The organism is Coprococcus sp. TM115-187, from assembly GCF_027679115.1.
Lineage (GTDB): Bacteria > Bacillota > Clostridia > Lachnospirales > Lachnospiraceae > Allocoprococcus > Allocoprococcus comes.
Window position 1 is genome coordinate 1 of the sequence record NZ_JAQEKS010000020.1, and the last position, 11,638, is coordinate 11,638.

At 41.3% G+C, this 11,638-nt stretch carries 12 protein-coding genes; all 12 read left to right on the forward strand.

Features of this window, described 5'->3' with window-relative positions; genetic code table 11:
- Window positions 1–216: 216 nt before the first annotated feature.
- On the forward strand, window positions 217–954 hold the full coding sequence (locus PGW42_RS11865) for a peptidylprolyl isomerase (RefSeq protein WP_118198569.1): 738 nt from the start codon (window positions 217–219) through the stop codon (window positions 952–954).
- Window positions 955–1,180: 226 nt separating this feature from the next.
- Window positions 1,181–2,020 (forward strand): C39 family peptidase, encoded by an 840-nt coding sequence (locus tag PGW42_RS11870; protein ID WP_270203660.1) that lies wholly within the window; start codon window positions 1,181–1,183, stop codon window positions 2,018–2,020.
- A 232-nt stretch (window positions 2,021–2,252) separates the two neighbouring features.
- Window positions 2,253–3,161, forward strand: coding sequence for a trans-4-hydroxy-L-proline dehydratase activase (locus tag PGW42_RS11875; protein WP_195250478.1), 909 nt, complete (start codon window positions 2,253–2,255; stop codon window positions 3,159–3,161).
- Window positions 3,162–3,165: 4 nt separating this feature from the next.
- Window positions 3,166–5,538 carry a trans-4-hydroxy-L-proline dehydratase gene (hypD, locus tag PGW42_RS11880; RefSeq protein WP_117556981.1) on the forward strand — a complete coding sequence of 791 codons (2,373 nt, stop codon included), beginning with the start codon at window positions 3,166–3,168 and terminating at the stop codon, window positions 5,536–5,538.
- A gap of 188 nt (window positions 5,539–5,726) precedes the next feature.
- Complete coding sequence (locus PGW42_RS11885) at window positions 5,727–6,143, forward strand: Fur family transcriptional regulator (protein ID WP_117824300.1); 417 nt, start codon at window positions 5,727–5,729, stop codon at window positions 6,141–6,143.
- A 42-nt stretch (window positions 6,144–6,185) separates the two neighbouring features.
- Entirely contained in the window at window positions 6,186–6,485 is a 300-nt protein-coding gene (locus PGW42_RS11890) for a hypothetical protein (RefSeq protein ID WP_117556986.1), read from the forward strand.
- A gap of 95 nt (window positions 6,486–6,580) precedes the next feature.
- The gene (locus PGW42_RS11895; RefSeq protein WP_270203659.1) at window positions 6,581–7,573 is read left to right on the forward strand and encodes a metal ABC transporter substrate-binding protein; all 993 of its coding nucleotides are present in this window, start codon (window positions 6,581–6,583) and stop codon (window positions 7,571–7,573) included.
- Window positions 7,574–7,581: 8 nt separating this feature from the next.
- Window positions 7,582–8,292, forward strand: a complete 711-nt coding sequence (locus tag PGW42_RS11900) for a metal ABC transporter ATP-binding protein (protein WP_270203658.1) — start codon at window positions 7,582–7,584, stop codon at window positions 8,290–8,292.
- Complete coding sequence (locus PGW42_RS11905; protein WP_117556992.1) at window positions 8,289–9,128, forward strand: metal ABC transporter permease; 840 nt, start codon at window positions 8,289–8,291, stop codon at window positions 9,126–9,128. Before PGW42_RS11900 ends, PGW42_RS11905 begins: the two co-directional genes overlap by 4 nt.
- A 1-nt stretch (window position 9,129) precedes the next feature.
- Window positions 9,130–9,705, forward strand: coding sequence for a hypothetical protein (locus tag PGW42_RS11910; RefSeq protein ID WP_117556994.1), 576 nt, complete (start codon window positions 9,130–9,132; stop codon window positions 9,703–9,705).
- A 54-nt stretch (window positions 9,706–9,759) separates the two neighbouring features.
- Window positions 9,760–10,842, forward strand: a complete 1,083-nt coding sequence (locus PGW42_RS11915) for a YibE/F family protein (protein WP_270203657.1) — start codon at window positions 9,760–9,762, stop codon at window positions 10,840–10,842.
- On the forward strand, window positions 10,836–11,606 hold the full coding sequence (locus PGW42_RS11920) for a YibE/F family protein (RefSeq protein WP_270203655.1): 771 nt from the start codon (window positions 10,836–10,838) through the stop codon (window positions 11,604–11,606). Before PGW42_RS11915 ends, PGW42_RS11920 begins: the two co-directional genes overlap by 7 nt.
- Window positions 11,607–11,638 lie beyond the last annotated feature (32 nt).

Genomic DNA, 11,638 nt, shown 5'->3' on the forward strand with positions numbered 1-11,638 from the left:
CTTTATGGGAGCTAACTGCCAAGTTCTACTTTTGGATCAATGTGTTTTGCTCATCTCTAAAAACTAAAAAAACATACCTAAACGAAGTATAACATGAAGTTGGAAGAAAAGATATCAGATGAAGAGAAGTTTCATAGAAATAAAACCAACTTTGACTAACACCGTATGAAATGGTACAATTGAAACACTACGAGAAAAAAGGAGTACAAAGAAATTATGGAAAAAACAGTTGAAGCAGTAATCTGCGGACATGAAATTACATCAGCAGAGGTAGATGCATTTATCGCAAGCCTTCCGAGAGAACAGCAGGTATACGCATCCCATCCGGATTTCCGCAAACAGTGTGTTGATCAGCTGATCGCAGTTTATGCACTTGCAAAATATGGTGAAGAAGAAAAGTTAGACGAGACAGAAAAGTTTAAAGCAATTCTGGAAAATGCAAGAAAAGATATCCTTGCACAGATGGCGATCGGCAAGATCTTTGAGGGAATCACAATTTCAGATGAAGAGGTCAGAGAATATTTTGAAGCAAACAAAGCAAGATTTGCAAAAGGAGCATCTGTTCATGCAAAACATATTCTGGTTGATTCCGAAGACAAATGTAACGAACTACTTGAATCCATCGTAAGTGGTGGGAAAGCATTTGAGGATGTTGCAAAAGAATCTTCTACCTGCCCGTCAGGAGCAAACGGTGGAGATCTTGGCGAATTCGGAAAAGGACAGATGGTCAAAGAATTCGAAGATGCCGCATTTGCAGCAGAAATCGGACATGTGGTTGGACCGGTCAAGACACAGTTTGGATACCATCTGATCAAAGTGGAAGATAAGAAAAAAGCCGAAGATGCGAAGCTTGATGATGTAAAAGAGCAGATTAAGAGTGAGATCATGCAGAAAAAGCAGCAGGAGGCTTATACCGCGAAGGTGGAAGAACTGAAGAAGAAATATATGGCATAGTATTTGCCAGGATTTCATTCGATTGATAAAAAACAGCAGGACAGATTAATTTTTATCGGATCTGCACCCATTGCGCAGGCAATCCTTCTATTTGGAATCACTTGTGCTGCCAACTCTCATTTATGAAATATTTGTGAAAACTCCCCCGCAGATTTGACGAAACACGAAAAAAGTTGTAGTATATATGACGGAATTGTTACAGAAGTGTTAAGAAACGGAGATACGAATGCAGATTCGCAGTGCAGCAAAATGGATTGCAGCGGCAGCAGGGATACTGGTTGGCGCCGTTATCGTAGGATTTACATTAAAAGATACTACATATATAGAAGCAAAATTAGAACAGATCAAAGGAGCAAGACAGTCTGTTACAGCAGTGGAGAAAACGACAGCAAAGACGCAGAAGATAAAAAAAGCGGAAATGGTGAAAAAGACACCCCTTCCGGAGAGTAGCAGTATTTCTGATTTTGCATTTACAGGACAGATGCCGGAGCTTCCTACCGGATGTGAGATCACATCTCTTACAATGGCTTTGAATTATTATGGATATTCTGCAGATAAGATGGCAATGGCACTCAAATATTTACCGACAGTTGGATGGACCAACACTTATTACGGAGACAATGAAACTTTATATGGAAATGATATTTACAATTATTTTATAGGAAATCCACAGTCAGAGACGGATGGATTAAGCTGCGGAGCGGGAGCAATCGTGACGGCAGCAGATGGCTATCTTGCAGATAATGGAAATGCAATGAAAGCAGAGGACGAGACAGGATCAGAGCCGGAACAGCTGTATCGTTTTGTAAGTGAAGGAACCCCCGTGGTTGTATGGGGAACAATTGGTATGGAAGAACGTCAGATAATGGAAAGCTGGAATACGGAAGATGGAAGAGAAGCCAGCTGGGCGATGAACGATCATTGTGTTGTACTGATCGGATACAGTGCAGACAGTGTGACTGTTGCAGACCCGATCGAAGGGATTGTGAGCTATGACAGAGCACAGTTTGAATCGGCTTTTCGTTCCAGAGGTAATCAGTGTGTGATTTTGAAGAATGTACAATAGAGAAGTGAGAGGTACTTTGCAGATAAAAACAGTCTGTGAAGTATCTCTTCTTTTTTATATATGTGATGAGCTGAGTGCAGAGTTTCGTCTACTTAAGGAAAGAAGATCAGGATTGTAAAAATATTTGAGAAGAAGTTTGCCAAAGGATTGACAATTTTTTGTTTTTTTGGTATCTTTAGACTATGGTACAAACGTTAGTCTAAAAAGAAAAATGACAAGAAGGAGAGCTACCATGAATTTAGTAACGAATATTCAGAAGTATTCGATCCATGACGGAGATGGAATCCGTACTACTGTATTTTTTAAAGGATGTCCATTAAAGTGCGAGTGGTGTCACAACCCTGAGACACAGCGTTTTGAGAGAGAGCTTCAGTGTGATAAAGAAAAGTGCGTCGGATGTGGAACCTGTGCGAAGGTCTGTCCGAACGGTGCCATCACTATGGTAGATGGAAAGCCGGAGCTTGACAAAGAGAAATGCCAGCTTTGCGGAAAATGTGATAATTTCTGTCCGCAAGGCATTCGGGAGATTGTCGGGCAGGAGTATCCGGTAAAGGAACTGGTAAAAGAGCTGATGAAAGACCGGATGTTTTATGAACAGTCCGGCGGTGGAGTCACACTTTCCGGCGGGGAAGTGATGGTGATGTCAACGGATTATATTTTACAGATCGCGAAAGCGCTTAAAAAAGAAGAAATTTCGCTTACCATTGACACCTGCGGATATGTTTCGTATGATAAATTTGAAGCAATTTTACCGTATGTAGATACGTTTTTATATGACGTAAAAGTGATGGATCCGGAATTGCATAAAAAGTATATCGGAGTTGACAATAAGCTGATCCTGGATAACCTGGTGAAGCTTTCAGATGCAGGAGCAAGGATTTACATCCGAATCCCGACGATCAAAGAAGTGAACGGCAATGTGCAGAACATGGAAGATACCATTCATTTTCTGAAGAAACACGGCATTCACCCGGCACAGGTTAATCTGCTGCCTTACCATAATACAGGAAGCAGTAAATATCCGAAGCTGGGTATGGAATACAAGGGAACTGATTTACATGCACCGGAAAAAGAAGAGATGGAAAGTTTTGTAAAGCTTTTTCAGGATGCAGGGTATACCAACACAAAAATAGGAGGATAAGAAAATGGCAAGAGGCATGAATGAAAGAATTCAGAAGCTGAGAGAACTGAGTGTTACAACACCGGTTCACATTGATCTCGAAAGAGCAAGAATCGAGACAGATTTTTACAGAAAAAATGATGGAAAATATTCGATTCCGGTTATGAGAGCCATGGTATTAAAAGAATATTTTTCAAAGAAGACACTTTATCTGGGAGACGGTGAGCTGATCGTTGGTGAAAAAGGAAAAGATCCACAGGCTTCTCCTACATTCCCGGAACTTTGCTGCCACAGCAAAGAAGATATGGTAGTTATGAGTGAACGTGACCTCGTATCTTTCCATACAACAGAAGAAGATCGTGAGATCCAGGAGAAGGAAATCATTCCTTACTGGTCAGGACGAAGCATGAGAGAGAAGATCCTTGCAGCTATGACTCCGGAATGGAATGACTGCTATTCAGCAGGTATGTTCACAGAGTTTATGGAGCAGAGAGGACCTGGACATACATGCGGTGGTGAACAGAATTTTAAAGTTGGATATCTGGAATACAAAGAAAAGATCAAAAAGACTATGGATGCGCTGGATTTCATGAATGATCCGGAAGCTACCGATAAAATGGAAGAACTCAAAGCGATGGATATTGCATGTGATGCGGTTATCATTCTTGGAGAAAGATATCACAAGCTTGCCCTTGAAATGGCAGAAAAAGAAGCAGATCCTACACGTAAGAAAGAATTAGAGCAGATCGCAGCCAACCTGGAAGTTGTTCCGGCTCACAAACCGCAGACCTTCTGGCAGGCAATCCAGTTATACTGGTTTACACATCTTGCGGTTACAACAGAACTGAACCCATGGGATGCATTCAGTCCGGGACGTCTGGATCAGCATCTGATTTCTTATTATGAAGCAGATACAGAAGCAGGAATCCTTGATGACGAGAAAGCAAAAGAACTGCTTGAATGCTTATGGATCAAATTCTACAACCAGCCGGCACCGGTTAAGGTTGGTATTACCTTAAAAGAAAGTGCTACTTATGTAGACTTTGCGAATATCAATACAGGTGGAGTTACACCAGATGGTAAAGACGGTGTAAACGCAGTCAGCTACCTGATTCTTGACTGTATGGATGAGATGAAGCTTGTACAGCCGAACTCCAATGTAACCATCAGCAAGAAGACACCGGCACGTTTCCTCAAGAGAGCATGCGATATTTCAAGAAAAGGATGGGGACAGCCGGCATTCTACAATACAGAAGCACAGATCATGGAGCTTGTTAATGCAGGAAAGACTCTGGAAGATGCCCGTCGTGGTGGATCTTCAGGTTGTGTAGAGACAGGTGCATGGGGAAGTGAAGCATATATCCTGACCGGTTATATGAATATTCCGAAGATTTTCCAGCTGACTCTTTACAACGGTTATGATGCAATGTCAGGCAAACAGCTCGGACTGAAGCTTGGTTATGCAAAAGACTTTAAGACATTTGATGAACTGTGGGATGCATTCAAGAAACAGATGAAGCATTTTATCGATATTAAGATCCGTGGAAACAATGTAATCGAGAGATTATATGCAGAAAATATGCCGGCACCGTGTCTTTCCGTTGTAACAAACGACTGCATCAGTAATGCAAAAGATTACAATGCAGGTGGAGCAAGATACAACACGAACTACATTCAGGGTGTTGGTATTGGAACCGTTACAGACTGTATTGCAGCTGTTAAATACAATGTATTTGACAAGAAGAACTTCACAATGGAAGAACTGATCGAAGCAATGGATCACAACTTTGAAGGATACGATGCAATCTACCGTATGGTTCATGACAAGACACCAAAATATGGTAACGATGATGACTACGCAGATGATCTGATGCAGGACGTATTTTATCTGTATCATGACCTGATCACAGGACGTCCGACTATGAGAGGCGGAAAGTACGGAGTCGATATGCTTCCTACAACCTGCCATGTTTACTTCGGAGATGTGATCGGAGCAACAGCTAACGGACGTAAAGCACACATCCCGGTTTCAGAAGGTATTTCACCGGAAAAATCCGCAGATGTGAACGGACCGACAGCAGTTATCAAATCATGTGCTAAGATGGATCATCTTGCTACAGCAGGAACACTTCTGAATCAGAAGTTCACACCGGACGTCGTAGCAGGAGAGAAAGGTCTTGACAATATGGCAAGTCTGATCCGCAGCTACTTTGCAATGGATGGACATCATGTACAGTTCAATGTTATCGACAGAAAGACTCTGCAGGAAGCGCAGAAGCATCCGGAAGATTACAGAGATCTGATCGTGCGTGTTGCAGGATACAGTGATTTCTTCCGTAACTTAAGCAAACCGCTTCAGGATGAGATCATCAACCGTACAGAGCAGTCATTCGAATAGAAAATAACCAGAGAAATTGAAAAAGGTTAAATAAAGAAAGAGGCAGGAGCACCGCAATGCAGAGAGTAATCTGTGTGTGGTGCTTCTGTTATTTTTTGAACAATGAAAAACATTTTCAAATTTCATTGACATATAAAAATAATGTGATAAAATGAAAACGATTTCCAAATTGAAGGGAGGAGGTCAGTATGGCAAAAGCACCATATAAAACAAAACAAATGACTGAGATTCTTACCTTTCTGAAATCGGTACAGGGAAGACATGTTACTGTGAATGAAATCTGTGATTTTTTCAGGGAAAAAGGGATTTCCATCGGAACTACGACCATTTACCGCCAGCTTGAGAAGATGGTGAAAGAGGGACTGGTTGCAAAATATGTGATAGACGGTTCGAGCAGTGCCTGTTTTGAATATATCGGAGATCATGGGGAAGAACATGAAAACTGCTATCATTGTAAATGTGAGAAATGTGGAAAGCTGATCCATTTACAGTGCAATGAGGTAGAAATCTTAAAACAGCATATGCAGCAGCATCATGATTTTCAGATGGATCCGCATCGTACCGTGTTTTACGGAATCTGCGGTGAATGCAGTAAGAAAGAATAGATAAAATTTATTAACAGATGAAATCTGGGAAAGGAGAAGGAGATGGATACAGGAAAGAAAAAAAGTATGGCAGCGGTTATATGTATTTTTCTTATATTTGTAACCTTTGCTTCTCTTTTTTATGTTGCCAGAGAGGAAAATCATAACTGTACGGGAAAGGACTGCCCAATCTGTGCCTGCGTTCATCAGGCAAAGCAGGTCCTTCGGAATCTGGGAACAACACCTGCAGTAGGATTTTTCGCCAGTCCGGTGATCTTTATCGCAGAAACTGTTGCTTTACCGGGGCTCTGGATCATTTTGTCCATTTCGTTAGTTCATCAAAAGGTAAGATTAAATGATTGAATAAAACTTTTTATAAAGCAGAAAGGGTATGAAAAGTCATACCTTTCCTTTGGTGTACCATTTTTTAATAAGTGTAGATAATGGAGGTTTTATTCATGAAAAAGTATATAGCAATTCTACTGGTCGCTGTGATGGCGACTCTGGGCATTTCTGCCTGCCGGAAGGAAAATTCCAATAAAGAAACAAAAGTTCAGAAAGATTCCGATATTAAAGTTGTGACAACCATTTTCCCGGAATATGACTGGGTACGTCAGATTGCGGGAGAAGAAGCGGATCAGATGGATATCACCATGCTTCTTGACAATGGTGTGGATCTGCACAGTTATCAGCCGACTGCAGAGGACATCATGAAAGTATCGGATTGTGACCTGTTTGTATATGTTGGCGGCGAATCGGATGCATGGGTGGATGATGCGTTAAAACAGGCGAAGAATAAAGATATGCAGGTGGTCAATCTGCTCGATGTACTTGGAAACAGTGTGAAAGAGGAAGAAGTGATCGAAGGAATGGAGCCTGAAGAAGAGGAAGAAGGTGGAGAGGAAGAAGAACCGGAATATGATGAGCATGTATGGCTGTCTGTAAAAAATGCAGAAGTGCTGAGTAAGGCAATTGCAGACGCGCTGGAAAAAGCAGACCCGGATCATAAGGATATTTATCAGGAGAATGCATCTGCATACAGTGAAAAGCTGAAAGACCTGGATGCTAAGTATCAGGAAGTTGTTGATGGCGCGTCACAGAAAACACTGCTGTTTGGCGATCGTTTTCCATTCCGTTATCTGGTAGATGATTATGGATTAAGCTATTATGCTGCATTTGTCGGATGCTCGGCAGAAAGTGAAGCAAGCTTTGATACAATTTCATTCCTGGCGAATAAAGTAGATGAGTTGGGACTAAAGGATATCATGGCGATTGAAAATTCCAATCAGAAAATTGCAAAGACGATCATTGAGAACACCAAAGAGAAAAATCAGAAGATCCTGACACTGGATACTATGCAGTCTACAACATCGGATGATGTGAAGAATGGCACAACCTACCTGTCAGTGATGAAAAAGAATCTTGAAGTATTAAAAGAAGCTTTGCAGTAGGAGGGAATATGGCACAAATTATATGTCGGGATCTGGCAATCGGATATGAAGGAAAAACAGTCGTGCAGAATATAAACCTTTCGGTAAAGAAAGGGGACTATCTGTGTGTGATCGGGGAAAATGGGGCTGGGAAATCTACTTTTATGAAGACTTTACTGGGACTTTTATCACCGGTGAGCGGGAAAATAGAATTCCATGATGGACTGAAGAAGAATGAAATCGGATATTTGCCACAGCAGACAGAGGTGCAAAAAGATTTTCCGGCATCCGTGAGAGAAATTGTTCTCTCCGGATGTCAGAATCATCTTGGCTTCTGGCCGTTTTACCGTACAAAAGAAAAAAAATACGCAGAAGATATGATGAAAAAACTGCAGATCACTCATCTGTCAAAACGTTGCTACAGAGAATTGTCCGGAGGGCAGCAGCAGAGAGTTCTGCTTGCAAGAGCACTTTGTGCGACCAGGAAAATCCTGCTTCTGGATGAACCGGTTTCCGGGCTGGATCCACAAATGACAGAAGAAATGTATCGGTTAATTGAGAAAATCAACCGGGAAGACAAGATAACGATCATTATGATCTCGCATGATATCCGTGGGGCAATGGAATATGCAAGTCATATCCTGCAGATTGGTCAGGAAATTATTTTTGAATCGAAAGAAAATTATCTGCGGGCGCATACAAAGAGAAGAACTCTGGAAAATACAGGAGGGAAAAAATGATAGAAAAACTGATATTTTATATGGGATATCCTTTTGTGCGGTATGCACTGATCGTTGGCGTACTGATTGCACTTTGTTCCTCCTTGCTTGGAGTGACACTGGTATTGAAAAGATTTTCGTTTATCGGAGACGGCTTATCCCATGTTGCATTTGGAGCGATGGCGGTGGCATCGGTTTTAAATATTACAAACAATATGCTGTTTATCCTTCCGGTAACGGTCGTATGTGCGATTTTATTATTACGGACAGGACAAAATACAAAAATAAAAGGAGATGCGGCGATTGCAATGATCTCAGTTGGAGCACTTGCAATCGGTTATCTGCTTATGAATGTATTTGCGACAGGTCCTAATCTTTCAGGAGATGTATGTACTACATTATTTGGATCTACTTCTATTTTGACATTGAAGATTGAACAGGTGTGGCTGTGTGTGGTATTGTCGGTTGTGGTTGTTGTGTTATTTATCGTATTTTATCATAAAATTTTCTGCGTGACCTTTGATGAAACGTTCGCAAAGGCAACAGGTATCCGGGCAGACCGTTATAATTTGCTGATCGCCGTGATCACAGCGCTGATCATCGTACTTGCAATGAACCTGGTAGGCTCGTTACTGATCTCGGCACTGGTCATCTTTCCGGCACTATCCGCGATGCGTATCTTTAAAACATTTTTCAGTGTAACGGTATGTTCGGTTGTATTATCTGTGTGCTGTGCGATCAGTGGGATGCTTTTGTCAATCCTGGCAGGAACACCGGTTGGTTCAACGATCGTGGCAGCCGATATTGTGGCCTTTTTGATCTGCTGCATGATCGAAAAAATCGCGGGAGGGAAATAAAGTGAAAAAATTACAGAAATGGCTGATATTGTTTGTGGGAATTCTTTTGATAACCGGATGCAGAGATAATGCAAGCAGCAACAAGAAAGTGAATAACGGGAAATCTGTTAATGATGTATTAGAGAAACAGACAAAAGCGGAAGAACAGAAGGAACAGACAGAGGAAAAGGACAAGAAAAAAGAAAGTACAGACACTTCAGAAAATACGGAGACAGAAGATGTAGATTATGATCTTACAGAAATGAACAGTGATATGGTTTACGCGACAGTTTACCAGATGATGATGGAACCGGAGCAGTATGAAGGAAAAACAATCCGGATCGACGGGAATTATTATATAAGTAAGGATGAAGCGACAGGGAATACCTATCATTTTTGCGTGATCAAAGATGCGCTGGCGTGCTGCGCGCAGGGACTGGAATTTGTCCGGAAAAATGAGGAAGAATTGTCGGATGAAGATTATCCGGAACAGGAAACAGAAATTATCGTTCAGGGAACGTTCGAGACATATAAAGAACCAAATGATGAGACTTTGTATTGCAGGATCACAGATGCGGATATGCAGATAAAAAAATAAGAAGAGAAAAGATGGATCATGAAGGAATACGGGAAAAAGATTAGCAGATATTTGATGAAAAACAAAAAAGGAAGATTTTATTGTGTGGCAGGTGTGTTGTATCTGCTGGCAATTTTGTTTGTTATGAATGATGCCTGGCTGTATCAGACACCGATCGTGAAAGTGACAAAAGTAGTGACAATTGTAGAAGGGAAAAGCAAAAGTACACGTGGAACAGAAGAAATGAAATATAAGCAGAGTCTTTATGGTAAGATCCTAAACGGAAAAGACAAAGGAAAAGAAGTCCGGATTGCCAATGAATACACAACAACAGAAATGGCTGACCAAAAATACCATAAAGGTGACCGGGTGTTTTATAAGGGATCATCGATCATTGGAGTAAAGCGGGATACGATGCTGGTTGTTATGCTTGGCTTCCTTGCACTTCTGCTCCTTGGGATTGCCGGACGGCAGGGCGGTTTGACGATCATAACAGCAATGTTGAATATCCTGATTTTTGTGATCGGTTTCTGGACGGCGGATGACACATCGGAAATTCTGAGTGTATGTAGCAGACTGATCCTTTTTTTCGCAGTGGTAACGCTTGTTGGATTAAATGGAATCCACAGGAAAACTTTTGCCGCACTATTGACAACACTATGTGTCCTGCTTATGATCATGGGGATATTTGATCTTGTTATGCAGCATATGGAAGAACTGGATTATTCGACGATGGAATATCTGGGCAGTATTGATAATCCGGATGAAATTTTCCATGCAGAGATCCTGTTGTCAGGACTCGGTGCCATCATGGATGTGGCGGTTGCCATATCGGTGGCTTTAAGCGAAATTGTTGAGCAGAAACCGGAAGTAAAATTTGTGGAACTTTTCCGTTCGGGCAGAGAGATCGGATATGACATTATGGGAACAATGATCAATGTGCTGTTGTTTGTGTTTGGCTGCGGTCTGATTCCTACATGTTTGATCCGGATGAACAATGAGGTGCGTTTTGTTACCATTGTAAAATTGCATATTCCATGTGAATTATGCCGTTTCTTTGTAGAAAGTATCGGAATTGTACTGGCGATCCCAGTGTCTATTTTCATAACAGCAGTTATGATGAAACTATCTGTGAAAAAGAGGGAAAAAAGATGTTGATCATATTGGGACTGATTCTAATGATAGTAGTAGTGCTTGTCGGAGGGGACAGAGGCGCCATGTCTCTGATCGCTCTGGCGGGAAATATTTTGTGCCTGAGTCTTGCAATCTGGCTTTATGCCGTCGGAGCACCCGTGTTTCTGGTTACTGCCGGTGCAGGAATTTTAATTTCCTGTATCACTTTGTTTTATCAAAATGGGACGAATATTAAAACTTGGAGTGCATTTCTTGCGGTTGCAATTACAATGTGTGTGTTATTTGCATTTATTTATCTGGTCGTATGGAAAAGTGGGGCGGGAGGCTTGAATGAGATCCAGGCAGCCGGAGAAGATGTTTTCTATTATAATATGAACCTGGATATCAGTATGCCCAAGGTTGCAACAGCCGTAATTGTACTCAGCACGCTAGGAGCTGTGATCGATATGGCACTGACAGTAACAACTTCCGTATATGAGGTGAAATGTCATAAGCCGGATATCAAAATGAACAAACTGGTTCAAAGTGGAATGAAGATTGGAAAAGATGTGATTGGAACAACGGTTAATACGTTATTGTTTGCATATCTGGGAGAATCGCTGTTGTTATTCGCGTATTTGAGAATGCAGAATTACTCCATTGAGCTGTTGCTCAACTCCAAAATTCTTTTTCAGAACTGTATTTCCATGATTTTTGTAGCAATTTCCTGCACAATGATAATGCCGGTTTCAGCGGTTTTGATCGCAAAAAACTGTGAGCTTTTTGATTGGATGGAAAATAGTAAATAGCAGGTTGACAGCAGGGAAATATCTGTGATAAA

What these genes read in the sequence shown, in the direction of transcription:
- PGW42_RS11865 (WP_118198569.1), top strand. Translation starts at nt 217, where the DNA reads ATGGAAAAAACAGTTGAAGCAGTAATCTGCGGACATGAAATTACATCA.
- PGW42_RS11870 (WP_270203660.1), top strand. Translation starts at nt 1,181, where the DNA reads ATGCAGATTCGCAGTGCAGCAAAATGGATTGCAGCGGCAGCAGGGATA.
- PGW42_RS11875 (WP_195250478.1), top strand. Translation starts at nt 2,253, where the DNA reads ATGAATTTAGTAACGAATATTCAGAAGTATTCGATCCATGACGGAGAT.
- hypD (WP_117556981.1), top strand. Translation starts at nt 3,166, where the DNA reads ATGGCAAGAGGCATGAATGAAAGAATTCAGAAGCTGAGAGAACTGAGT.
- PGW42_RS11885 (WP_117824300.1), top strand. Translation starts at nt 5,727, where the DNA reads ATGGCAAAAGCACCATATAAAACAAAACAAATGACTGAGATTCTTACC.
- PGW42_RS11890 (WP_117556986.1), top strand. Translation starts at nt 6,186, where the DNA reads ATGGATACAGGAAAGAAAAAAAGTATGGCAGCGGTTATATGTATTTTT.
- PGW42_RS11895 (WP_270203659.1), top strand. Translation starts at nt 6,581, where the DNA reads ATGAAAAAGTATATAGCAATTCTACTGGTCGCTGTGATGGCGACTCTG.
- PGW42_RS11900 (WP_270203658.1), top strand. Translation starts at nt 7,582, where the DNA reads ATGGCACAAATTATATGTCGGGATCTGGCAATCGGATATGAAGGAAAA.
- PGW42_RS11905 (WP_117556992.1), top strand. Translation starts at nt 8,289, where the DNA reads ATGATAGAAAAACTGATATTTTATATGGGATATCCTTTTGTGCGGTAT.
- PGW42_RS11915 (WP_270203657.1), top strand. Translation starts at nt 9,760, where the DNA reads ATGAAAAACAAAAAAGGAAGATTTTATTGTGTGGCAGGTGTGTTGTAT.
- PGW42_RS11920 (WP_270203655.1), top strand. Translation starts at nt 10,836, where the DNA reads ATGTTGATCATATTGGGACTGATTCTAATGATAGTAGTAGTGCTTGTC.